Genomic DNA, 23,151 nt, shown 5'->3' with positions numbered 1-23,151 from the left:
CCGGCGGGGGTATTTGGGCAACGGAGAAGGGGCTTCTTCGTTGCTCAAATACCCACTGCGCGGCGCCCTGATGCGGGCGCCAGCGCCCGAGGTCGCCCTGCCCGCGCGCGAACCGGCCCTCAGCGGGCAAGGCGCGGGCATCGGCCTTCTTCTGGCCGCGATCCTCGGCTTCACGCTGATGGACGCGACCGCCAAGCACCTGTCCGAAAGCTACCCGGTCGGCCAGGTGATCTGGGCGCGCTTCGTCGGCAACCTCGCGCTGCTGGCGCTGATCTTCCGCACCCGCCTGCCCGCCATGATGCGGACGCGGCAGCCGGGGCTGCAGGCGGCCCGCGCGCTGATGCAGCTCGGCTCGGTCGGGCTGTTCTTTTCCTCGCTCGCCTATATCGGGCTGGCCGAGGCAACCGCGATCATGGACCTGAACCCGGTCCTGATCACGCTCGGCGCGGCGCTGTTCCTGGGCGAGCGGATCGGGCCGCGCCGCGTCCTCGGCATCGCGGTGGCGCTGGTGGGGGCGCTGATCATCATCCGCCCCGGCCTCGGGGTCTTCCAGCCGGCCGCGCTGCTGCCGCTGGCGGGCGCCTTCACCTATGCCGCGGGCGCGCTGCTGACGCGGATGGTGCGGGCGGATGCGGTCATGACCTCGGTGCTGTGGTCCGCGGTGATCGGCACGGCGCTGACCAACCTGATCCTGCCCTTCGTCTGGCAGCCCGTCGCCGCCGCCGATCTGCCGGCCTTCGCGCTGCTGGCGCTGTTCGGGACGGTCAGCCAGTACCTGCTGGTCCGCGCCTTCTCGACGGCCGAGGCCGGGGCGCTGGCGCCGTTCGGCTATACCGGTCTCATCTGGGCCGGACTCTGGGGCTGGCTGTTCTTCGGGCAGCTGCCGGACCTTGCCACCGTCGTCGGGGCGGGCATCATCGTGGCGGCGGGCCTTTATGTCTGGTCGCGCGAGCGGGCGAAGGGGGCCTGATGGCAGAGGAGCGGCCAAGCCTCACGGACAGGGTCGCGAACGGCGCCTTCCTCGCCATCATGGCGCTCGCGCGCGCCCTGCCCTACGAGCGGCGCATCCCGGCGATCGGCTGGCTCTTTTCCCGCGTCCTCGCGCCGCTGGCGAGATGGCGCGGGCGCATCCGCGACAACCTCGCTCTGGCGCGCCCCGACCTGCCGGAGGCCGAGATCGAGGCGCTGGTCCGCGCCGTTCCCGACAATGCCGGCCGCTCGCTGGCCGAGATCTATGCCGGCGAGGCCTTTACCGCCCGCATCCACGCCGCCGACCCGCTGGAGGGCCCGGGCCTTCCCGCGCTGGAGGAAGCCTTTGAGGCCAATCGCCCGGTCATCCTCGCCTGCGCGCATTTCGGCAATTACGACGCCATGCGGGCGGCGCTGTCGGGGCGGGGCTGGCCGGTGGGCGCGCTCTACCGGCCCATGAACAACGAGGCTTTCAACCGCCACTACGTCCCCGCCATGAGCGCCATCGCCGAGCCGCTCTTCCCCCGCGGACGGGCCGGGCTGACGGCGATGCTGCGCTTCCTGCGCGGCGGCGGCTGGCTGGCGCTCGGCTTCGACCAGTTCGACCGCGAGGGGGCCGAGCTGCGCTTCTTCGACCTGCCGACGAAGACCGTGCTGACTCCGGCCGAGTTGGCGCTGCGTTACGACGCGCTGGTGGTGCCCATCGCCGGCATCCGCCAGCCGGACGGGCTGAGCTTCCGCGTCCATGTCGGCGCGCCCATCCCGCGCGGCACGCCGGCCGAGATGATGCAGGCGCTGAACGACGATCTGGAAATGCTGGTGCGGCGCCACATGGACCAGTGGTTCTGGGTCCATCGCCGCTGGAAATAGCGGGAACAATGGCCTCGGCCCCCTGTTCGCGCTGCGAAGCGAGAGCGAGGATCTCATGACAGACCCAGATTGCCTGATCGTCGGCGGCGGCCCCGCCGGCCTGACCGCTGCCATCTACCTCAACCGCTTCGGGCGCCGGGTGATCCTGGCGGATGCGGGCGAGAGCCGCGCCCTGATCATCCCGGTGGTCCGCAACCTGCCGGGCTTCCCCCTCGGCATCCCCGGCGCCGAGCTGCTGGAGCGGATGCGCGAGCAGGCCTCGGCCTGCGGGACCGAGCTGCGCCAGGGGCTTGTCGAGGACATGCGGGCCGGGCCGGACGGGCTGACCGCGCGGCTCGACGGGCAGCTCCTGCGGCCGCGGCGGATCCTGCTGGCGACCGGCGTCATCAACCACCGGCCGAAGATGGACGACGCACTGCATGACGAGGCGGTGGCGCGGGGGCAGCTGCGCTACTGCCCGATCTGCGACGGGCACGAGCAGCGAGGCAAGCGCATCGGCATTCTCGGCGGCGACGCCCATGCCTTGGCCGAGGCGCGCTTCATCGGCGCCTTCTCGAAGCATCGCTGGCTGGTGGCGCAGGAGGGGCTGCCGGCGTCCCTGGCCGCCGAGGCGGAGGGTGCCGACATCGCGCCCGTCGCCTCGCCCATCCGCGAGATGGACTTCAGCGGCGAGGGGGTGCGGCTGACCTTCGAGGACGGCACGGACCTGCATCTCGACACGCTCTACGTCGCGCTCGGCAGCGAGCCGCGCTGCAAGCCGGCGCGCGAGCTGGGGGTGACGTTGCAGGAGGACGGGCTGGTGCCGGGGCACACGGATGGCGCGACATCCGACCCGCGGGTCTACGTGGCCGGGGACATCATGGCGGGGCTCGACCAGATCAGCTTCGCCATCGGCATCGCGGCCCGCGCGGCGGTGCATGTCCACAACGGACTGACCGCCGAGGATGGCGGCGCCTGAGCGGCGCCGCCGTTCGGCTCAGCCCGCCTTGGCGGCCAGTTCGCGCCCGGCCGCCTCGCGTCGGTCGCGCAGCTCCTCGGCCACGAGGAAGGCCAGCTCCAGCGACTGGCTGGCGTTCAGGCGCGGGTCGCAGGCGGTGTGGTAGCGGTCCGACAGGTCCTCGTCCGTGACGGCGCGGACCCCGCCGGTGCATTCGGTCACGTCCTTGCCGGTCATCTCGAAATGCACGCCGCCGGGAATGGTGCCCTCGGCCTTGTGGATGCCGAAGAACTCGCGCACCTCGCGCAGGATCGAATCGAAGGCCCGCGTCTTGTAGCCGGTCGAGGACTTGATGACGTTGCCGTGCATCGGGTCGCAGGTCCACAGCACGTTCGCGCCCTCGGCCCGGACCGTCTGGATCAGGCGCGGCAGGTGATCGCCGACCTTGCCCGCCCCGAAGCGCGCGATCAGGGTCAGCCGGCCGGCCTCGTTCTCGGGGTTCAGCTTGGCCATCAGGACCTTGAGATCCTCGGCCGTGGTGGTCGGGCCGCATTTGAGGCCGATGGGGTTCTGGACCCCGCGGCAGAACTCGACATGCGCGCCGTCCGGCTGGCGGGTGCGGTCGCCGATCCAGATCATGTGGCCCGAGCCGGCGATGGGCAGGCCGGTGGTGCTGTCCACACGGGCCAGCGCCTCTTCGTATTCCAGCAGCAGCGCCTCATGGCTGGTGTAGAAATCGACTTTGGACAGCTGGTGCGCCGTGTCCGAGTTGACGCCGGCCGCCTGCATGAAGGCCATCGCGTCGCTGATCCGGCCGGCGATGTCGCGATACTTCGCCGCCTCCGGGCCGCCGACGAAATCGGCGATCCAGCTCTGGACGCGGTGCATGTCGGCGAACCCGCCGGTCGAGAAGGCGCGCAGCAGGTTCAGCGAGGCCGCCGCCTGCGTGTAGGCGGCCAGCATCCGCTGCGGATCGGGGATGCGCGCCTCGGGGGTGAAGTCGAAGCCGTTGATGATGTCGCCGCGGTACGAGGGCAGCTCGACCCCCTCCAGCATCTCGGTCGGGGCGCTGCGGGGCTTGGCGAACTGGCCCGCCATCCGGCCGACCTTGACCACTGGCATCTGCGCGCCCCAGGTCAGCACGACCGCCATCTGCAGCAGCACCTTGAACGTGTCGCGGATGTTGTCGGCACTGAACTCGCTGAAGCTTTCCGCGCAGTCGCCGCCCTGCAGCAGGAAGGCGCGGCCGGCGGCGGCATCGGCCAGCTGCGCCTTGAGGCGGCGCGCCTCGCCGGCGAAGACCAAGGGCGGGTAGCGGCGCAGCTGGTCCTCGACCGCGGCCAGTGCGGCGGGATCGGTATAGTCCGGCATCTGGACGCGCGGATAGGCGCGCCAGCCGGCCTTGTCCCAGCTTTGGGTGGCGGCGGGGGTGCGGATATCCTGCGTCATGTGTCTCTCCTGAAAATGCAGTGGCAGAGCTATAGCGGTGCCGCGCCGCTGAGGGAAGGCTTTGCAGCGCGCGGGCGCGCCCCCTCTTGCCGCAGACGCCGTTTCCCTGTTTGGGTCGAAGGCGGAACACGCACCCGGACAGCCTCATGCCATCTGACAAGCCCCGCCGCTTCACCTTCCTTCTGCTGGACCGCTTCACGATGCTGCCCTTCACGGCCGCGATCGAGCCCTTGCGGCTGGCGAACCGCGCCGCGGGCAAGCCGCTCTACGAATGGCGGCTGGTGGGTCCGCGCGGCGACATGGCGACCTGCTCGAACGGCAGCCGGGTGCTGGTGGACGGGGGCCTCGACGGCGATGCGGTGGCCGGCCGGGACGAGGTGGTGATCGTCTGCGGCGGCACCGAGATCGCGCGTGAGGCGACGCGGCCGGTGCTGTCCTGGCTGCGCCGGCAGGCCCGCGGCGGGGGCAGCATGGGCGCGGTCTGCACGGGCGCCTGGATCCTGGCCGAGGCGGGGCTGCTCGAGGGGCGCAAGTCCACGATCCACTGGGAGAACCACGACGGCTTCGCCGAGGCTTTCCCCGAAGTGGACCTCTACCGCTCGGTCTTCGTGCATGACGGCAACCGGCTGACGGCGGCGGGGGGGACCAGCTCGATCGACCTGATGCTGCACCTGATCGCCGAGTCGCATGGCGACGCGCTGGCGGCCGACGTCGCCGACCAGATGCTGCACACCGCGATCCGCACCGACCAAGACAGCCAGCGCCTGTCGATCCCGATGCGGATCGGCGTGCGCCATCCGAGGCTGGCCGCCGTCATCGCCCGGATGGAGGCCAATCTCGAGGACCCGATCAGCCCCGCGCAGCTGGCCCAGGATGCCGGCATGTCCACCCGGCAGCTCGAGCGGCTGTTCCGCCGCTATCTCAACCGCAGCCCCAAGCGCTACTACATGGAGACGCGGCTCGCGCGGGCGCGCAACCTGCTGATGCAGACCGAGATGTCGATCATCGAGGTCGCGCTCGCCTCGGGCTTCTCCAGCCCGTCGCATTTCTCCAAGTGCTACCGCGCCCAGTATGGCAGCACCCCCTATCGCGAACGCGGCACCGCGACGGCCTCCGGAGCGGCAAGTTCTTCTTCGTTAACCTAGCGTTAACCTGTTTGCATTAACCCCTCGTCAAGGAACGCGTCGGCTGCAGGGTGCCGCACGCGGCCGCCACGTATGAGGGGCAGCAGAATGCTGTGGCAGTTCACGATCCTGACGCTGAGCACGAGGATACCGAGCGCGTCCAACAACACGGAGGTGCCTTGGTCCGCGCCGTCGCCGCGCAACATCACGTTGACCGACCCCCAGCTCAGCACGCTGCTGCTGCGCGACGACGACAACCGCTTCGACAGCGGGTTGGCTGTTCCGATCGAGACACAGCAGACGGTCGCCGCCGACACGCCGATCGGCTTCGGAAGTTCCGCCAGCGTGCTCACCGAGGGCACGCAGCTCGGCTTCGCCCGCGGCGCGCTTCTGCGGGACAGCAATGGCAACGACTTCTTCGCCATGTTCCCGCGCCAACTCGTACCGGACAACGTCTCGGCCGGCCCGATCATGGGAGACCGCTTCTCGGTCATCATCCTGCCGATCCCCAACGCGCAGGGCACGATGGGGACGTTCAACCCGACACTGACCGTCCGCTGGATGCAAACCATCAACGTGTCGGAGGCGTATCCCTTCCTGACCATGATCGAGGCCCCGCCTCCGCCTCCGCCGCCGCCGCCACCACCACCACCGCCACCGCCGCCCGACCCGGTGCCGGAACCGCCGCCTCCGCCCCCTCCACCGCCGCCGCCGCCGGACCCGACGCCCGATCCGGTGCCGGACCCGCCACCTCCGCCACCGCCGCCGGACCCGGACCCGACGCCGGACCCAACGCCCGACCCGCCCCCCGGCGGCTCGGTCTGCTTCGCGTCTGGCACGCTCATCCTGACGGCGTCGGGGCCGCGACCAGTGGAAAGCCTGCGGCCCGGCGACTCGGTCGTGACCCGCGACGGCGGCCTGCAGCCGCTGCTCTGGGTGGGTCATCGCCGGCTCGCGCGTGCCGATCTCGACCTCGCGCCGAACCAGCGCCCGATCCGCATCGCCGCGGGCGCCCTCGGCCCCGGACAGCCTGTGCGCGACCTGACCGTCTCGCCCCAGCACCGCGTGCTGCTGCGCTCGCCCATCGTGCAGCGGATGTTCGACGCGCCTGAAGTGCTGGTGCCCGCGCGGCTGCTGGCGGGGCTACCCGGCATCGCGGTCATCCGCGACAGCGACGGCGTCGCCTACTGGCACCTGCTGCTTGCGGCGCATCACGTGCTCGTCGCGGAAGGCGCCTGGACCGAGAGCCTGCTGCCCGGCCCGATGGCCCTGCGCGCCTTCGACGCCGCCGCGCGCGCCGAGGTCCGTGCGCTGGTGGTGCCCGAGGAGATCGCGCCCGCACGCCCGCTGCCGCCCGGACGGGCCGTCCGCGCGCTGGTCGAGCGGCACCTGAAGAACCCGCGCCGCCACCTGGTCGAGGGCGACCCGCAGCCGCCGTCCCGCACCGGCGCGCTGGACGCGGCAGAGGCCTAGGCGCGCGCGTCCTCCAGCCCGACGAGGGCGCGCGCGAAGTCCCCGGCGTCGAAGGCGTCCAGATCGTCGATCTGCTCGCCGACGCCGATGGCATGGATCGGCAGGCCGAAGCGGTCGGCCAGCGCCACCAACACCCCGCCCCGCGCGGTCCCGTCGAGCTTGGTCATCACCAGGCCCGAGACATCGGCCAGCTTGCGGAAGGTCTCGACCTGGTTCAGCGCGTTCTGGCCGGTCGTCGCATCCAGCACCAGCAGCGTGTTGTGCGGCGCCTCGGGGTCCTTCTTGCGGATGACCCGGACGATCTTGGCCAGCTCCTCCATCAGGTCCTGCCGGTTCTGCAGCCGCCCGGCGGTGTCGATCATCAGAAGATCGGCCCCGTCGGCCTCGGCCCGCACCATCGCGTCATAGGCAAGGCTCGCAGGGTCCGAGCCCTGCGGCGCCACCATCACCGGCACCCCGGCCCGCTGCCCCCAGACCTGCAGCTGCTCGACCGCGGCCGCCCGGAAGGTGTCGCCCGCGGCGATCACGACGCTCTTGCCCGCCGCGCGGAACTGGCTCGCCAGCTTGCCGATGGTGGTGGTCTTGCCGGCGCCGTTGACGCCGACGACCAGCACCACCTGCGGCTTTCTGGGATAAAGCGGCAGGGGCCGCGCGACCGGCGCCATGATCCGCGCGATCTCGGCCGCCAGCAGCTCCTTCAGCTCGGTCGCAGAGACGCGCCGGCCCATCCGCCCCTCGGCGATGTTGGCCGTGACCCGCAGCGCCGTGTCGACGCCCAGGTCGGCCTGGACCAGCATGTCCTCCAGCTCCTCCAGCATCTCGTCGTCCAGCGCCCGCCGCGGCTCCTCCACCGCGCTCGGGGCCCGCCCGAAGAGCCGCCCGACCAGCCCGGTCGCCGCAGGCGCCTCGACTGCGGCCGGCGCCGCGGCCGGAGCCTCGGCGACGATCCCGTCCAGCCCCTCCCCGATCTTCGAGGAAGACCGCGTCAGCCGCTCGCGCAGTTTGGAGAAGAACGCCATGATCCGACCTTTCACTTTGGCCCGCGACCCTACAGCGCCGCCGCTCCAAGGAAAAGCCGCCCCTGCTTCGGTCCGGAAATATCCCGGGGGGGAGTCCCGCAGGGACGGGGGGCAGCGCCCCCCTGCCCCGCGCGCCGCTCAGGCGCGCAAGGACCGGATCATCCCGGCCAGCCGCTCGGTCGAGGGGTCATGCCCCTCCGCCGCCTCGCCCTTCAGCAGCGGCTCGACCTTCAGCGCCAGCTCCTTGCCCAGCTCGACCCCCCATTGATCGAAACTGTTGATCCCCAGGATCACCCCCTCGACGAAGACCCGGTGCTCGTAGAGCGCCACGATCTGCCCAAGCGCGAAGGGCGTCAGCTGCTCCAGCAGCAGCGTGGTCGAGGGGCGGTTGCCCGGGAACACCCGGTGCCGCGCCTGCCGGTCCAGCTCGGCGCCCGTCAGCCCCTTCGCCGCCATCAGCGCCCGCGCCTCGTCCAGCGAACGCCCGCGCATCAGCGCCTCGGACTGCGCGAGGCAGTTGGCCGCCAGCAGGATGTGGTGATGGGCCAGATCGGGCTCGTGGCCCTTCGCGGCCAGGATGAACTCGCAGGGCACGGGGACCGTGCCCTGATGGATCAGCTGGTAGAAGGCGTGCTGGCCATTCGTGCCCGGCTCGCCCCAGACCACCGGCCCCGAGACCACCGCCAGGTCGCTGCCGTCCATCGCCACGCGCTTGCCGTTGCTCTCCATCTCCAGCTGCTGCAGATAGGCCGGCAGGCGCATCAGGCGGTTGTCATAGGGCAGCACCGCGCGGGTCGGATAGCCGCAGACCTGGTGGTGCCAGATCCCGACCAGCGCCAGCAGCACCGGCAGGTTCGCCTCCAGCGGCGCGCCCCGGAAATGCGCGTCCATCGCCGCGCCGCCGGCGAGGAACTCGTCGAACCGCTCCGGCGCGACGGCCAGCATCAGCGACAGCCCGATCGGACCCCACATGGAATAGCGCCCGCCAACCCAATCCTCGAAGCCAAAGACGCGGCTCTCGTCGATGCCGAACTCGGCCGCCTTGCCCGCCGCCGAGGACAGCGCCACGAACTGCGCGCCGGGATCGGCGACCGCCTTCCCCATCCAGTCCCGCGCCGTCCTGGCGTTGGTCATCGTCTCGATGGTGGTGAAGGTCTTGGAGGCCACGATCACCAGCGTCGTCGCCGGATCCAGCTCCTTCAGCGTGTCGGCGATATCCGCCCCGTCGACGTTGCTGACGAAATGCGTGCGCGGGCCGTCATGATAGGGCGCCAGCGCCAGCGCCGCCATCGCGGGCCCAAGGTCCGAGCCGCCGATGCCGATGTTCACCACATCGGTGATCGCACCGCCCTGCCCGGCGAAGCTGCCATCCCGCACCGCCCGCGCGAAGTCCGTCATGCGGGCATGGGTGGCGCGCACCTCGTCCATCACCTCGGCCCCGTCGACCATCACGCTGCCGGCGAGGTTCCGCAGCGCCGTGTGCAGGACCGCGCGGCCCTCGGTCTCGTTGATCTTGGCGCCGGTGAACATCGCCTCGCGCCGCGCCTCGACATCCGCGCCGCGCGCCAGATCCAGCAGCAGATCGCGCGCGCCCGCGTCGATCATCGTCTTGGAATAGTCGAAGACCAGCCCGTCCGCCTCGGCCGAGAAGGCCTCGGCCCGCGAGGGATCGGCGAACAGCGCCTCGATGCGCGCCTCGCCTTGGGTCTTGCGGTGGTCCTTCAGGCGGTTCCAGATCTCGGTCATTCAGGCAAACCTCATTCGGCCCAGTGGACGGTCGCGGCGTCGAGGAAGGCGCGGATCGGCGCCTCCAGGGGGTCCAGCCTCGCGGCCCGCTCCAGCGCCTCGCGCTTCTCGGGACCGGTGATCAGGACATGGATGTTGATGGCATTGGCCAGGACCGGGCGCGTCAGGGTGATGCGCGGCTCCTCGGCGCCCTCGGCGCGGATCGCCATGACCGGGGGGGCGTCCGTCGCCAGCGCCTCGGCCAGACGGTCGCCGCCTGGAAAGAGGCTTGCCGTGTGCATGTCGTTGCCCATCCCGAGCAGCAGGACGGTCAGCGGCAGGTGCGGGGCAATGCGGGCCGCCAGCGCCTCGGCCGCGTCCTCGGGCTGGGGATCGCCGGTGTAGAGGTCGATATACTCCGCCGCCGCCGCCTTGTCCTTGAGAAGGTGCCGCCGCAAGAGCCGGCTGTTCGAGCGCTTGTGCTCTCCGTCCACCCACCGCTCGTCGCCCAGCATCACCGTCACGCGGCCCCAGTCCAGGTCGGCGCCCGACAGCGTCTCGAAGACCGGCATGGGCGAGGTGCCGCCGGGCACGCAGAGCGTTGCGTGATCGTTCGCGCGCAGGTGCTGCGCCAATTGCGAGGCCATGCGGTCGGCCAGCGACAGGGCCAGCATCTCGCGGTCGGGGTATTCGCAGAATTCCATCGTCATGAGCGGATCTCCCTCCATCGCCGGTTGTCGCGATGCATCAGGCGCAACGCTTCCTCGGGTCCCGAGGATCCGGGGTCATAGGGCTCGGGCCGGTGCTTGCCGTCCTCCCAGGCCTTGATGATCGGGTCGGTCCAGGCCCAGGCCGCCTCGACCTCGTCCCCGCGCATGAAGAGGGTCTGGTTGCCGCGGATCACGTCCATGATCAGCCGCTCGTAGGCGTCGGGCATGTCCGCGCCGTCCGAGCCGAGCGCGTCGGCGAAGGACATGTCCAGCGGCACCTGCACCAGCCGCATCCCTCCCGGCCCCGGCTCCTTGATCATCACCTTGAGGTTCATGCCCTCGTTGGGTTGCAGGCGAATGACAAGCTGGTTGGCGCGCGGGCTGCCGCTGTCGTCGAAGATGGAATGCGGCGGCTCCTTGAAGGTGATCGCGATCTCGGAGGTGCGGGCGCGCAGCTTCTTGCCTGTCCGCAGGTAGAAGGGCGTGCCTTGCCAGCGCCAGTTCGAGATGCAGACCTTCATCGCGACATAGCTCTCGGTGCGCGAGTTGGGGTCCTCGGCGTCGGTCAGGTAATCGGCGTCGGCGCCCCGGTACTGGCCGCGCACGATGTCCGCCGGCGGCACCGCCTGCAGGGCGCGGATGACCTTGAGCTTCTCGTCCCTGACCGCGTCCGGGTCGAAATGGTACGGCGGCTCCATCGCGATGAGGCAGAGGAGCTGCATCATGTGGTTCTGGACCATATCCCGGATTGCGCCGGACTTGTCGTAATAGCTGCCGCGCCCGGCCACGCCCACCGTTTCGGCGACGGTGATCTGGACGTGGTCGACGTATTGCGAGTTCCACAGCGGCTCGAAGAGGATGTTCGCGAAGCGCACCGCCATCAGGTTCTGGACGGTCTCCTTCCCCAGGTAGTGGTCGATCCGGTAGATCTGCGCCTCGGTGAAATGGCGCGCCAGCGTCTCGTTCAGCGCCCGGGCGCTGGCAAGGTCGCGGCCGAAGGGCTTTTCCACCACCACCCGGCTTTCGGCATCCGCGATGCCGTTGGTCGCCAGCCGCTCGGCGATGTCGCCGAAGAGCGCGGGGGCGACCGAGAAGTAGAAGGCATGGACGGTGCCGGGCCGCATCCGCGACTTCAGCTCGGACCAGCCGCCCTCGCCCTTGGCGTCGATGGCGACATAGCCCAGCAGGTTCAGGAAGTCGTCGATCCTCGCCTCGTCCCGGGGTGCGCCGCCGAATTCGCAGATGGCCGCGCGGGCGTCGCTGCGGAAGGCGTCGTCGTCCTGCTCGGTCCGGGCCGCGCCGATGATGCGGGCGCTGGCCGGGATCTGCCCGGCTGTGAAGCGGCGGTAGAGGCCGGGCAGGATCTTGCGACGGGCCAGATCGCCCGTGGCGCCGAAAACCACCAGATCGAAGTCGTCTACCGGAATGACACGCGAGACCATGATGTCCTCCTTCAGGCCGGGTTCCGCTCTACCCGTTGTTAGCGTTAACGGCAATCGGCATCAACCTTTTCACGTCACGTGCGCAGGGCGCGCAAGAGGCGGGGAAGCCGCAGTTTCTTCAGCATGGCCGGCAGCGTCAGATCGCCGCCGAGCGCCTGCGCCTTGGCAAGCGCCGCATCGGTCGCCCCGCGCACGGCCGCCGGATCGGCTGCCAGAAGGTCGAGGAGGAAGGCGTCGGGATGGATCGCCCGCAGGCCGAGGCCCGCCATGATCCGCTGCGGGAAATCGCGCAGGTTCGCGGTGACGATCAGCGGCGCGCCGCCCGCCAGCGCCGCCTCGACGACATGGCGGTCTGCGGGATCGGGGAAGTCGAGGTCGATGGCGGCGGTCCCGTCATCCGCCATCTCGGCCTTCGGGAAGCGGGCCCGCAGCAGCGCGATCTCGGCGCCCGCCACCGCGTCCCCCTCCGGGCCGAGCCGGGCGGCGGCGTGGCGCCACTCGCCGAGGATGCGCGCCGACCAGAGCGGCTGGAACAGACCGCGCCCGGCCAGATCGGACAGGATCTCGCGCAGGATGGTCGGGTAGAGGACATTGGCGTCGAGAACCGCGCGCATCAGTCCAGCCGGAAGAACAGCGCCTTGAGATAGCCCGTCTCGGCCAGATGCGGCAGCATGGGATGGTCGGGCCCGGCCTGGCCGGTGTGGATCAGCTGCGCCCGCCGCCCGCCGCGCCCGATCCCGCGCGCGCTGACATTGCGGAAGGCGGTCAGGTCGGCCGCGTGCGAGCAGCTGCAGAGCCCCAGATAACCGCCCGGCGCGACCAGCGGCGCGGCCAGCTTCGCCACCCGCTCATAGGCGCGCAAGCCCGCCTCGAGCGCGGGCTTGGCCGGCGCGAAGGCGGGCGGATCGCAGATCACCACGTCGAAACGGCGGCCTTCCTCGGCCATCGCTTCCAGTGCCTTGAAGGCGTCGGACTGGATCACCTCCAGCCGGTCGCCCGCGCCCATCGCGGCGGCCCCGCCCTGCGCCAGTTCCAGCGCGGCGGCACTGCCATCGACGCAGGTCGCCCGGCCGGCCCCGCCTGCAAGCCCCGCCAGCCCGAAGCCGCCGACATGGGAGAAGACGTCCAGCACCGTCCCGCCCTGCGGCACCAGCGCGCGTGCGAAGGCATGGTTCGGGCGCTGGTCGAAGAAGAGCCCGGTCTTCTGCCCGCCCATCAGGTCCGCCAGGTAGGTCGCGCCGTTCATGGCGACCTGCACCGGCGCCTCGGGCGCGCTGCCGCGGATGACCTCCATCCGCTCGCCAAGGCCCTCCAGCCCCCGCGCGCGTCCCTGCCCGTTCAGGATCACGGTGGAAACGCCCGTCACCTGCACCAGCGCGTCGGCGATCTCCTCGGCCATGGCGTCGGCCCAGGCTGCGTTCGGCTGCATCACCGCCGCATCGCCGAAGCGGTCGATGACAAGGCCCGGCAATCCGTCCGCCTCGGCATGGACCAGCCGGTAGAACGGCGCCTCATAGAGCCGCTCGCGCATCTGAAGGGCGCGCGACAGGCGCGCGGCGATCCAGGCCCCGTCGATGCGCGCCTCGGGATCGCCGTCCATCACCCGCGCCACGATCTTCGAGTTCGGGTTGACCGTCACCAGCCCCAGGGGCTTGCGCTCGGGGTCCTCCAGCCGCGCGAAGCCGCCGGGGACGATGTTCCGCGTGCGCCGGTCCAGCACCGCCTCGTCCGCAAAGACCCAAGGGAAGCCGTGGCGGATCGCCTGCGGCTTCGACTTGGGGCGCAGGCGGATCACGGGAAGCTCGAAGGCAGCGTCGTCGGTCATGGAAGGTCCTTTCGGCACCGGGTCTGGCACGGCAGGGCGCGCCGCACAAGACGGGCGCGGCTAGTCGAAGCGGCGGATCTGGATGCCGGCGCCGGCCAGATGCGTGCGCAGCCGCCGCGCCAGCGCCACCGCGTCCGGGCTGTCGCCATGCAGGCAGACTGTGTCGATCCGCGCCGGGATCTGCCGGCCCGAGGCGGTGATGATCGCCCCCGCCCGCAGCATCGCCTGGATGCGCGGGCCGACCACCTCGGCGTCGTGCAGCACCGCGCCCGGCTGGCTGCGGTCCACCAGCGTCGCGTCGTCCTGATAGGCCCGGTCGGCGAAGATCTCGCCGGCCCATGCGGCGTCCAGCTCCTCGGCCACTGCCTGCATCGGGGTCGCGGCCAGCACCACCAGCCTGATGCCCGGGGCGACCTTCAGCGCGGCCTGAAAGCAGGCGCGGGCGATGGCCGGCTCTTCGCTCGCCATGTTCGACAGCGCGCCGTGCAGCTTGAGATGCCGGACCTCGAGCCCCGCCGCCCGCGCGATGCCCTGCGCCGCGCCCAACTGATAGGCGACGAGGCCGCCCAGCTCCTCGGCCGAAAGGTGCATCCGCCGCCGCCCGAAGCCCTGAAGGTCGGCAAAGCCCGGATGCGCCCCGATGCCCACGCCCTGCGCCGCCGCCGCGCGCATCACCCGCCCCATCACCACCGGATCGCCGGCATGGCCGCCGCAGGCGATGTTGGCCGAGGTCACCACCTCCAGCAGCGCCGCGTCGTCGCCCATGGTCCAGGGGCCGAAGCCCTCGCCCATGTCGGCATTCAGGTCGATCCTCATCGCGCCCTCTCCTCCATCTCGTGCTCGTCGCCCCGGATCACCCCGCCGATCAGGTTGTGAGAGGCCAGGTCGCCCACCTCGCGCGGATCGCGCAGCAGGGGCCGGCAGCGGCGGCGCGCCTCGGCCAGCAGCTGCGCCTCGGGGACGTGGCAGGCCAGCGCCTCGTCAAGGGTGATGCGCCGGAAGCCGAGGCCCGCGCCCGGCGGCGCCTGCATTGCGCGGGGCAGATCATCCGGCAGGACCGCGCCGATGCGGGGATAGCCGCCGATGGTCTGGCACTCGGCCCCAAGGACGTAGGGGACGCCCTCACCGGTCATCTGCACGTCCCCCGGGCCGATGATGTCCGAGGCAAGGCCCGCCGTGAGCTGCCGCAGCGCCTCAGCCGGAAAGCGCGCAGCCGCGTCCAGCCGGATGCCCTGCCGGTTGCCCTGCACGGCGCGGGTGAAGCGGGCCTGAGCAAAGGCGGCGAGCGTCTCGTCCGAAAAGAGCGGGGTCTGCGGCCCGTCGATCAGCCGCAGCTCGCCGCCCGCGAAGCGCGGGGCCACGTCCAGCCGCAGCGCCGGGTCTTGCGGTGAGGGATCGGCGTGCAGCGGCACAGCGTCGCCCGCGGCCAGGGGCGCGCTGATGCCGATCGTCAGATGCGCCGCGCGGCTGCCGAGCCATGCCTCCGACGCGATGCCGCCGGCCGGGGTCAGGTAGCCGTAGACGCCGGCCTCGGCGGGACCGATCCGCAGGCGCTGGCCCGGCCGGAAGAGGTGGACGGCCGCCCAGAGAAGCGGGCGGCCGTCCAGCTGGGCCCGCATCGGCGCGCCGGTCAGGGCGATGCGCGTGGGGGCGCTGACCTCGAACGTGCCGCCCGCGCCGGCCATCTCGATCGCGGCCAAGGGCGCGGGCTGGCCCAGGAGGGCGGCGGCCTCGATCAGCGCGAGGCGGTCCATCGCGCCCCCGCGGCCGAGGCCCTGCGCCAGATGGCCGGGCCGCCCGAGATCCTGCACCGTCAGCACGCCCTGCGCGGCGTGGATGATCAGCTTCCCGCTCATGCCAGCCGCTCCAGCAGCGCGCCGCCAAGGCCACCGCCATCCTCCGCTGCGGGCAGCGCGTCCGGCGCCACGCGCACGAAGCGCAGCGCATCCCCCGCGCGCAGGACCATCGGCGGCTCGCGCGCGGGCAGGAAGCTGCGAAAGGAGGTGCGGCCCAGCTGCTGCCAGCCCGTCGGCGAGGGCGCGCCGAAGACGACGATCTGGCGCAGCGCGACGACGATGGCCCCCGCCGGCACCTCGGGCGTGATCTGCGGCAGGCGCGGCAGGTTCCAGCCCGGCGGCAGCAGGCCGAGATAGGGCTGGCCCGGCGCGAAGCCGATGGCCAGGACGCGCAGGTCAGCCTCCAGCAGCTCGGCGAGCGCGGCATCCTCGCTCCGGCCCATGGCCGCCGCGATCCGCCCCAGATCGGGGCCATCCGCCCCGCCGAAGGCCGCGGGGATGGTCCAGCGCCGCACGGGACCCGGCAGCGGGGGCCGCTCCATTGCAACGCGGCGCGCCTCGGCCAGAAGACGGACGGAAAGGCCCGCGCGGTCGGCGGTGGGGTCGATCCGCAAGTGGACCGAGACGAGGGCCGGGCAGATCTCGGCCGTTCCGGGGGGCGGGTCCGCCTGAAGCCGCGCGGCCATGACCTGCGCCGCCGCGATCGCCGCGGGATGCGGCGAGAGGTGGAAGCGCACCAGCAGACCGTCGAGGCCGGCCGGCAGCACCTCGGGCGTCAGTTCGGGCACGGCGTCATCCATGGTGCCAGAATGACCAAGCCGGGCGGGGGCGCAACCGCGATCAGCCGCCCAGGTCGTCCGGCCGGTCGATGTCGCGCAGAAGCGCGGGCGCGGCGACAAGCTGGGCGGGCTTGAGGCCGCGCAGCAGGCTGCCCGCCCCCCGGTCGCCTTCCAGAGCGGCCAGCGCGGGCAGCAGCAGGCGGGGAAAGCAGGCCGGCGGCAGCACCGCGTCGCCGTCATGGCTGGCCGAGGGCGACGCATCCGTCGCGGCGGCAAGAACGCGCGCCAGATGCTCCGGCGTCACGTCCGGCATGTCGCCGAGCGCGACCAGCAGGCGCTCCGCCTGTCCGGCCGCCCTCACCCCTGCGCGAAGGCTCTCAGCCTGACCGCCCGGCGGCACGGCGACGATGCGGAACCCCTCCAGCCGCACGGCCACCGCCGCGCTGGCGACGACCGCGATTCGCAGGTCGAGCGGGACCGCGCGCATCGCCGCCGCCGCATGTTCGACCAGGGCACGTCCGCGTAGCGGCGCCAGCAGCTTGTCCTCGGCCCCGAAGCGGCGCGAGGCGCCAGCCGCCAGCAGAAGCCCGACGCGTCCCCTCATTCAGGCAAAGCGGATCTGGCCCGCGAAGGGCAGCGTGCGAAGCCGCTGGCCCGTGGCGGCGAAGATCGCGTTGCCCAAGGCGGCCGCCGCGGGCGGCACGCCCGGCTCGCCGATGCCGCGGATCGGGCCGTTCTCCAGCAGGCGGACCTCGACCTCGGGGCATTGCGGCAGGCGCATCGCGTCGTGGTCGAAGAAGTTCTGCTGCTCGGGGCGGTGGGCCGCGTAGGTCAGCTGGCAGTTCATCGCATGGCCCAGCCCGAAGAGCATCCCGCCCCACAGCTGCGCCTCGGCGTTCACCGGGTCCAGCACCGGGCCGATGTCGGCGACGGCGACGGCGCGGACGAGGCGAAGGCCCCGTTCGGTTTCCTCGATCTCGACCACCTGCGCGCAGGGCACGCCGAAGCTGAGGCAGAAGGCCACGCCCTGCCCGCGTCCGGCGCGCGGGTTGCGGCCCGTCCAGCCGGACAGCCTGCGCGCCTCCTCGATGACGGCGCGGGACTGTTCGTGGGTGCAGAGCTGCAAAAGCCCCTCGAACGGGTCGATCCCGCCGGCCGCGAACAGCTCGTCCATGAAGCTGCCGAGGAAGAAGCCGTTCGACGAGGCCCCGACCGAGCGCCAGCTGCTGACCGGCACCGTCTCGGGCGCGCGCAGGCCGCTGACGCGGAAGGCGGGGATGGCAAAGGGCTGGTCCCAGGCTCCGGCGACGATGCTGATGTCGGCGCCGGGCGGGCTGCGCCAGACGCGGCCGAACCACGAGGCCATGACCGAGGGCGAGGCGATGGCGAGGTCCAGCGCCTCGATCCCGCCGGGTCCGACGAGGCCGCGCGCGCGGGCGATCTGGGCCGGGCGCGGGCGGCTCTGGGCGAAGTCCTCCTCGCGCGAGAGGGTCAGCTTGACGGGGCGGCCGGGCACGGCGCGGGCGATCTCGACAGCCTGCAGGATGAAGTCGATCTCGAGCCGCCGGCCGAAGCTGCCGCCGATCATCTGGTTGTGAAGCCGCACGGCCTCGGGCGGCAGGCCCGTCAGCGCGGCGGCGCGGGCGACGAGGAAGTCGGGAACCTGCGTGCCGGCCCAGATCTCGCAGGCCTCGGCGGTGACGCGCACCGTCGCGTTCAGCGGCTCCAGCGGGGCATGGGCGAGGAAGGGGACGCGGTACTCGGCTGCGATCGCGCCAGGCCCGTCCAGCGCGGCACCGACGTCGCCGTCGTCGCGGTTGCGGCTGTCGATCCGGCCCGCCTCAAGCGTGGCGGCGAGGCTCTCCCAGATCTCGGCCTGCTCGCCGGGACGGTCCGGCGGCAGCATCTCGACGCGCAGCGCCTCGGCGCCGCGGAAGGCGGCCCAGGTGCTGTCCGCGACAACCGCGACGCCCCCGCCGATGGGCAGGACCTGCCGGACCCCGGGCACCGCCTCGGCGGCCGAGGCGTCCAGCACCCGCACCTCGCCGCCGAGCGGGGCCGAGCGCGTCGTGGCGTAGAGCATGTCCGGCAGCCGCAGGTCGATGCCGTAGACCTGCGTGCCGGTGGACTTGGCGACGATGTCGCCGCGCCGGCGCCGCGTGCCGAGGATACGCCACTGCGCCGGGTCGCGCAGGACGACCTGGGTCACGGGCGGGATCCGGGCGGCATCCTGCGCCAGATCGGCATAGGCGATGCGGCGCCCGTCCGGCAGGATCACCGCGCCGTCCTCGGTGGCCAGATCGGCGCGCTCCAGCCCCTCGCGCCGGGCGGCGGCCTCCTTCAGCGTCTCGCGCGCCACGGCGCCGGCCTCGCGCAGCTTCTGGAAGCCGTCGGGAACGGTCGAGCTGCCGCCGGTCAGTTGCAGGCCCAGCAGCCGGGCGGGGATGTCGCTGGCGGCGCGCGCGGTCTCGGCCAGCCAGCTGCGGTCGGTCGGCACGAAGGGCAGGTTCTCGGAGAGGAGCGCGCGGTTGTAATAGGCCGGGCTGACCGGGCCGGGCTCGATCCGCGCGGTGGCGGGGTCGATGTCCAGCTCCTCGGCGATCAGCGCGGCCTGCACCCACCGGCTGCCCTGCCCCTTGTCCGCGCGCGGCGCGATCAGCGTGATGCCGCCGCGGTCGATGACGACATAGGGCGTGAGGGCGACGGCGTCCTCCTCCAGCAGGCCGAGGAACGGGTCCGGCAGAGGGCGGGTGTAGCGCCAGGCACCGAAGGCGACGCCGCCGACGACGGCAGCCGAGCCGATCAGGAAGCCCCGGCGCGCGATGCGCCCGGCCCGGCGGAGCCCCCCCGCCATCAGCTGCCGCCGAGGCGCAGCGCGGCGCTGCGGATCGCGGCGCGGATGCGCGGATAGGTGGCGCAGCGGCAGAGGTTCACTTCCATCGCGGCGTCGATCTCGTCGTCCGAGGGCGCGGGATTGCCCGCCAGCAGCGCGGCCGCCGCCATGATCTGCCCGGACTGGCAATAGCCGCATTGCGCGACCTGCTGCTCGATCCAGGCGGCCTGGACGGGATGGGGCGCCTCGGGCGTGCCGAGCCCCTCGATCGTGGTGATCTCTCCGGCGACGTCGCCCAGCAGAAGCTGGCAGGACAGCACCGCTCGGCCACCTTGATGGACCGTGCAGGCGCCGCAGGCCGCCGCGCCGCAGCCGTATTTCGTGCCGGTGAGACCCAGGATGTCGCGCAGCGCCCAGAGCAGCGGCATGTCCGGGTCCGCGCTCAGGCGGTGGGACGTCCCGTTGACGATGATTTCCATGCCGCCACGCTAGGACCGCAGGCCGCTGCGGGCAAGCGAGTCGCTGCGGCAGAGGCGCGCCGACGCGCGGGCCCTTGCCGAAAAGGAAAAGCCGCCATCCTTGCGGAGGCGGCCTGTCTCACCCGAAGGGACGCAAGATCACTTGATCTTGCCTTCCTTGTATTCGACGTGCTGACGGACGACCGGGTCGTATTTGCGGACGGTCATCTTCTCGGTCATGGTGCGGGCGTTCTTCTTGGTGACGTAGAAGTGCCCGGTGCCGGCCGAGGAGTTCAGCCGGATCTTGATGGTGGTCGGCTTCGCCATGGTAATCGCTCCTGCTTCGGGGCAATCGCGCGCCGCAAACCCCGTGAAATCTTGTTGAAGGCGCCTTTTAGCCGCGCGTGCGGCGAAGTCAACCGGGAATCGGGGAAGAGGCGTGCGTTGCGCGGAGGGCCTGTAAGCCGGATTCTGTCCCCCGCTGTCGCGGATGGATGGCCATTCCTCTGGCCCGGCGGTTGCCCGCCGGATCTAGCTGCCTACCCGGATCTGCTGGGGCAAGGCGGCCCTGCGGGCGAACCCGCGCGCGATCCCTATTCGGCATTGCTCCCGGTGGGGCTTGCCATGCGGGCGCTGTTGCCAGCCCCCCGGTGGGCTCTTACCCCACCGTTTCACCCTTGCCGGCCCGAAGGCAGGCGGTCTGTTCTCTGTGGCGCTTTCCCTGGGGTCGCCCCCGCCGGGCGTTACCCGGCACCGTTGCCTCATGGAGTCCGGACTTTCCTCGACGGGTCGCCCCGCCGCGGCCATCCGGCCCTCCGCGCGAGGGGTGATATGGCCGGCGGGCGCGCCTGCGTCAACCGTCGAATGGGGGCGCTGCCCCCCGCCCCTGCGGGGCGTCCCCCGGGATATTTTCGTGAAGAAGAAGACGGGCGGCGGTCTGGCGATCCGCGCGGCTCTCGGGGCCCGTCGCCCAAGGGCGGTGGCGGAGGCGGAAGGCGGCCAGGCGGGTGGCGGGGTCCGCGGGCGGATAGCCGAGGGCGTCGAGGCTGGGGCCGAGCGGAGGGGCGGGATCGTTCGGGCGGGGGCGCGAGAAGCTGGCGAGGCCTTGGCGGGCGAGCCATTCCCAATCGAAGCGGGGGCCAGGGTCGATCTTGCGGCCCGGCGCCATGTCGGAATGAGCGATGACCGCCTCGGGGTCGAGCCGCCAGCGGGCCATGACCTGCGTCAGGAGCGTCTCGAGCGCGCGCATCTGCGCGGCGGTGAAGGGGCGGTCGCCGGGATTGGCGATCTCGATGCCGATGCTGCGCGAGTTCACGTCGTCGCGCCCTTGCCAGCTGCCGGCACCCGCGTGCCAGGCGCGGCGGGTCTCATCGACCAGCGGGATCACCTCGCCCCGCTCGTCGATCAGCCAGTGCGCGCTAACCTCGGCGGTCGGATCGCAAAGCCGGGCCCGGGCCGAAACGGCGTCGGCCATGCCGGTGTAGTGCAGGACGATCAGCTCGGGCCGCTGCCCGCGCCGGTCGCCGTGGTTCGGGCTGCGCATGGCCTCAGGGGCGCGCCACCACCGCCACCGGGCGCGGCACCAGCACCGTGCGGCCGTTCTCGCTCACCGGGACCGGCGCGTAGAAGGGCCGCGCGATCGGGATGATGCCCGGCGCCTCGCCCTGCCCCGTCAGCCCTGCCTCGCGCGCCTCGCGATACTGGCCGTAGGGGCTGGAGGTGGCCAGATAGTTCGGGTTCCAGCCCGCCTGTTCGTTGCAGCCGGCCAGCGCCAGCACCGTCAAGACCAACCAGCCGCGCATCGCGCCTCCGTTCGTGAGCTGCTGGGGGAACCCTACCACCAGCGTTCGGGCTTGGCCACAAAGCCCGCCGCCCGTTCCAGCGCATGCGCCTGGTTCAGCAGATCGCCCTCCTCGAAGGGCCGGCCGATGAGCTGGAGGCCGAGCGGCAGGCCCGCCTTGTCCTGGCCCACGGGGACCGCGATGCCCGGCAGGCCGGCGAGGTTCAGCGTCACCGTGAAGACGTCGTTGAGATACATCGCCACGGGATCGTCCTGCGCCGTCGAGCCGAGCGGAAAGGCCGCGGACGGCGTCGCCGGCGCCAGGATCGAATCAATCCCTTCGGCGAAGGCGGTGTCGAAGTCGCGCTTGATCAGCGCGCGGACCTTGCGGGCGCGGTTGTAATAGGCGTCGTAGAACCCGGCCGAGAGGACATAGGCGCCGATCATGATGCGGCGCTGCACCTCAGGGCCGAAGCCCTCGGCGCGGGTCTTCTCGTACATCTCGGTAATGCCGTCGCCCTGGGCCAGCTTGGCGCGGTGGCCGAAGCGCACCCCGTCATAGCGGGCGAGGTTCGAGGACGCCTCGGCAGGCGCGATGACGTAATAGGCCGGCAGCGCGTATTTCGTGTGCGGCAGCGAGATGTCGACGATCTCGGCGCCGGCATCGCGCAGCATCTCGGCGCCCTTGTGCCAGAGCGCGTCGATCTCGTCCGGCATGCCGTCGACGCGGTATTCGCGCGGGATGCCGATGCGCTTGCCGCGGATGTCGCCGGTCAGCGCGGCCTCGAAATCGGGCACGGGCAGGTCGGCGCAGGTGCTGTCGGCCGGATCGCTTGAGGCCATCGCGCCCAGCATGATCGCCGCGTCGCGCACGGTCTTGGTCATCGGCCCGGCCTGGTCGAGGCTGGAGGCATAGGCGATCACGCCCCACCGGCTCACGCGGCCATAGGTGGGCTTCAGCCCGACCGTTCCGGTGAAGGCCGCCGGCTGGCGGATCGAGCCGCCGGTATCGGTTCCCGTCGCCGCGAGGCAAAGGTCCGCCGCCACCGCCGCGGCCGAGCCGCCCGAGCTGCCGCCCGGTGTCAGGGGCGCGCCATTGGCCGCCTTCCACGGGTTCACCGCGGGACCGTAGCAGCTGGTCTCGTTGGCCGAGCCCATCGCGAACTCGTCCTGGTTCAGCTTGCCCAGCATCACCGCGCCCGCGTTCCACAGGTTCTGGGTGACGGTCGATTCGTATTCCGGCTTGAAGCCCGACAGGATGCGGCTGGCGGCCTGGCTCGGCACGCCGCGCACGCAGAAGACGTCCTTGATGCCGAGCGGGATGCCCGTCATCGGCGCGGCGCGGCCCTGGCGGATGCGCTCGTCGGCGGCCACCGCCATCTCGCGCGCCATCTCGGGCGTGTTGTGCACAAAGGCGTTCAGCGCGCCCGAGGCGTCGATGGCCGAAAGGCAGGCCTCGGTCAGCTCGGCTGCGGTCACCTCGCCCTTGGCCAGCGCCTCGCGCGCGGCGGCGATGGTCAGCGTGTTCAGTTCGGTCATTCCACCACCTTCGGCACGGCAAAGAAGCCCTCGCGCGCGTCGGGGGCGTTGGACAGGATCTTCTCGGGCATGCCGCCCGTGGTCACGACATCCTCGCGCCGCTTGAGGCGCATGGGCGTGACCCCGGTCATCGGCTCGACGCCCTCGACATCGACCTCGTTCAGCTGTTCCATGAAATCGAGGATGCCGCTCAGGTCGCGGGCCAGCGCCGGGAGGTCAGCCTCATCGACCGCAACCCGCGCCAGATGGGCGACCTTGCGGGCCTCGTCCTTGGTGATCGACATGGGTTCATCCCCTTCGCGGCGGCTTCTTGACGGCCGCGGGTCTACCCTCTGGGCAGCGCTGCCGCAAGCCGGCGCACCCCTTCGCGGCGGCCTGGAACAGGGGCTGCGGATTTTTCGCGAGCGGCCGGTTTTTTCCGCT

23 protein-coding genes and 1 other RNA gene are annotated in these 23,151 nt (G+C 71.8%); 5 read left to right on the top strand and 19 right to left on the bottom strand.

The window, feature by feature from the left end; genetic code table 11:
* Positions 1-40: 40 nt before the first annotated feature.
* Genes BLP73_RS02185 through BLP73_RS02175 form a run of 3 tightly spaced genes read left to right on the top strand, consistent with a single transcriptional unit; the run spans position 41 to position 2,797 of the window.
* On the top strand, positions 41-970 hold the full coding sequence (locus BLP73_RS02185; protein ID WP_245686506.1) for a DMT family transporter: 930 nt from the start codon (positions 41-43) through the stop codon (positions 968-970).
* Positions 970-1,839: a lysophospholipid acyltransferase family protein gene (locus tag BLP73_RS02180; protein ID WP_090739857.1), complete on the top strand. Its 870-nt coding sequence runs from the start codon at positions 970-972 to the stop codon at positions 1,837-1,839. Before BLP73_RS02185 ends, BLP73_RS02180 begins: the two co-directional genes overlap by 1 nt.
* Positions 1,840-1,894: 55 nt before the next feature.
* Positions 1,895-2,797 carry an NAD(P)/FAD-dependent oxidoreductase gene (locus tag BLP73_RS02175; RefSeq protein WP_090739856.1) on the top strand — a complete coding sequence of 301 codons (903 nt, stop codon included), beginning with the start codon at positions 1,895-1,897 and terminating at the stop codon, positions 2,795-2,797.
* Positions 2,798-2,815: 18 nt separating this feature from the next.
* Here the strand turns inward: BLP73_RS02175 and BLP73_RS02170 are convergent, their stop codons facing one another.
* Positions 2,816-4,225: a class II 3-deoxy-7-phosphoheptulonate synthase gene (locus BLP73_RS02170; RefSeq protein WP_090739855.1), complete on the bottom strand. Its 1,410-nt coding sequence runs from the start codon at positions 4,223-4,225 to the stop codon at positions 2,816-2,818.
* A 146-nt stretch (positions 4,226-4,371) separates the two neighbouring features.
* Here BLP73_RS02170 and BLP73_RS02165 point away from each other — a divergent pair, with 146 nt between their 5' ends.
* A complete protein-coding gene (locus BLP73_RS02165) occupies positions 4,372-5,370 on the top strand; it encodes a GlxA family transcriptional regulator (protein ID WP_090739854.1) in 999 nt (332 codons plus the stop codon).
* A gap of 87 nt (positions 5,371-5,457) precedes the next feature.
* Positions 5,458-6,822 (top strand): Hint domain-containing protein, encoded by a 1,365-nt coding sequence (locus BLP73_RS18915; RefSeq protein ID WP_139165872.1) that lies wholly within the window; start codon positions 5,458-5,460, stop codon positions 6,820-6,822.
* Here the strand turns inward: BLP73_RS18915 and ftsY are convergent.
* From ftsY to gatC, 18 genes are all read right to left on the bottom strand, one after another.
* A complete protein-coding gene (ftsY, locus tag BLP73_RS02150) occupies positions 6,819-7,841 on the bottom strand; it encodes a signal recognition particle-docking protein FtsY (protein WP_090739852.1) in 1,023 nt (340 codons plus the stop codon). The genes BLP73_RS18915 and ftsY overlap by 4 nt on opposite strands.
* Before the next feature lie 138 nt (positions 7,842-7,979).
* Positions 7,980-9,587 (bottom strand): glucose-6-phosphate isomerase, encoded by a 1,608-nt coding sequence (gene pgi / locus BLP73_RS02145; RefSeq protein ID WP_090739851.1) that lies wholly within the window; start codon positions 9,585-9,587, stop codon positions 7,980-7,982.
* A gap of 11 nt (positions 9,588-9,598) precedes the next feature.
* The gene (gene pgl, locus BLP73_RS02140; RefSeq protein ID WP_090739850.1) at positions 9,599-10,270 is read right to left on the bottom strand and encodes a 6-phosphogluconolactonase; all 672 of its coding nucleotides are present in this window, start codon (positions 10,268-10,270) and stop codon (positions 9,599-9,601) included.
* A 2-nt stretch (positions 10,271-10,272) separates the two neighbouring features.
* Positions 10,273-11,718 carry a glucose-6-phosphate dehydrogenase gene (gene zwf / locus BLP73_RS02135; protein ID WP_090739849.1) on the bottom strand — a complete coding sequence of 482 codons (1,446 nt, stop codon included), beginning with the start codon at positions 11,716-11,718 and terminating at the stop codon, positions 10,273-10,275.
* Between the two features lie 74 nt (positions 11,719-11,792).
* Positions 11,793-12,332 (bottom strand): RSP_2648 family PIN domain-containing protein, encoded by a 540-nt coding sequence (locus tag BLP73_RS02130; RefSeq protein ID WP_090739848.1) that lies wholly within the window; start codon positions 12,330-12,332, stop codon positions 11,793-11,795.
* Positions 12,332-13,543, bottom strand: a complete 1,212-nt coding sequence (locus BLP73_RS02125) for an RSP_2647 family RNA methyltransferase (protein WP_090739847.1) — start codon at positions 13,541-13,543, stop codon at positions 12,332-12,334. Before BLP73_RS02125 ends, BLP73_RS02130 begins: the two co-directional genes overlap by 1 nt.
* A gap of 60 nt (positions 13,544-13,603) precedes the next feature.
* Positions 13,604-14,359 carry a LamB/YcsF family protein gene (locus BLP73_RS02120; protein WP_090739846.1) on the bottom strand — a complete coding sequence of 252 codons (756 nt, stop codon included), beginning with the start codon at positions 14,357-14,359 and terminating at the stop codon, positions 13,604-13,606.
* Positions 14,356-15,399 carry a 5-oxoprolinase subunit C family protein gene (locus tag BLP73_RS02115; RefSeq protein ID WP_090739845.1) on the bottom strand — a complete coding sequence of 348 codons (1,044 nt, stop codon included), beginning with the start codon at positions 15,397-15,399 and terminating at the stop codon, positions 14,356-14,358. Before BLP73_RS02115 ends, BLP73_RS02120 begins: the two co-directional genes overlap by 4 nt.
* A complete protein-coding gene (locus BLP73_RS02110) occupies positions 15,396-16,139 on the bottom strand; it encodes a 5-oxoprolinase subunit B family protein (RefSeq protein WP_175453207.1) in 744 nt (247 codons plus the stop codon). The genes BLP73_RS02115 and BLP73_RS02110 overlap by 4 nt, the downstream gene beginning before the upstream one ends.
* Before the next feature lie 40 nt (positions 16,140-16,179).
* Positions 16,180-16,722: a nucleotidyltransferase family protein gene (locus BLP73_RS02105; protein WP_090739843.1), complete on the bottom strand. Its 543-nt coding sequence runs from the start codon at positions 16,720-16,722 to the stop codon at positions 16,180-16,182.
* A complete protein-coding gene (locus BLP73_RS02100; protein ID WP_090739842.1) occupies positions 16,723-18,972 on the bottom strand; it encodes a xanthine dehydrogenase family protein molybdopterin-binding subunit in 2,250 nt (749 codons plus the stop codon).
* Positions 18,972-19,430, bottom strand: coding sequence for a (2Fe-2S)-binding protein (locus BLP73_RS02095; protein WP_090739841.1), 459 nt, complete (start codon positions 19,428-19,430; stop codon positions 18,972-18,974). The genes BLP73_RS02100 and BLP73_RS02095 overlap by 1 nt, the downstream gene beginning before the upstream one ends.
* A 138-nt stretch (positions 19,431-19,568) precedes the next feature.
* Positions 19,569-19,736 (bottom strand): 50S ribosomal protein L33, encoded by a 168-nt coding sequence (rpmG, locus tag BLP73_RS02090; protein ID WP_089344652.1) that lies wholly within the window; start codon positions 19,734-19,736, stop codon positions 19,569-19,571.
* A 117-nt stretch (positions 19,737-19,853) separates the two neighbouring features.
* Positions 19,854-20,228, bottom strand: an RNA gene (gene rnpB / locus BLP73_RS02085) — RNase P RNA component class A.
* Between the two features lie 34 nt (positions 20,229-20,262).
* On the bottom strand, positions 20,263-20,952 hold the full coding sequence (locus BLP73_RS02080; protein ID WP_090739840.1) for an N-acetylmuramoyl-L-alanine amidase: 690 nt from the start codon (positions 20,950-20,952) through the stop codon (positions 20,263-20,265).
* 4 nt (positions 20,953-20,956) lie between these two features.
* Positions 20,957-21,211, bottom strand: coding sequence for a hypothetical protein (locus BLP73_RS02075; protein WP_090739839.1), 255 nt, complete (start codon positions 21,209-21,211; stop codon positions 20,957-20,959).
* A 32-nt stretch (positions 21,212-21,243) separates the two neighbouring features.
* Complete coding sequence (gatA, locus tag BLP73_RS02070) at positions 21,244-22,728, bottom strand: Asp-tRNA(Asn)/Glu-tRNA(Gln) amidotransferase subunit GatA (protein ID WP_090739838.1); 1,485 nt, start codon at positions 22,726-22,728, stop codon at positions 21,244-21,246.
* The gene (gene gatC, locus BLP73_RS02065) at positions 22,725-23,012 is read right to left on the bottom strand and encodes an Asp-tRNA(Asn)/Glu-tRNA(Gln) amidotransferase subunit GatC (RefSeq protein ID WP_090739837.1); all 288 of its coding nucleotides are present in this window, start codon (positions 23,010-23,012) and stop codon (positions 22,725-22,727) included. Before gatC ends, gatA begins: the two co-directional genes overlap by 4 nt.
* Positions 23,013-23,151 lie beyond the last annotated feature (139 nt).

The organism is Paracoccus tibetensis (assembly GCF_900102505.1).
Taxonomy (GTDB): domain Bacteria; phylum Pseudomonadota; class Alphaproteobacteria; order Rhodobacterales; family Rhodobacteraceae; genus Paracoccus; species Paracoccus tibetensis.
The sequence above is the reverse complement of the archived record's forward strand: the minus strand, read 5'-3'. Positions and strand labels throughout refer to the sequence as shown.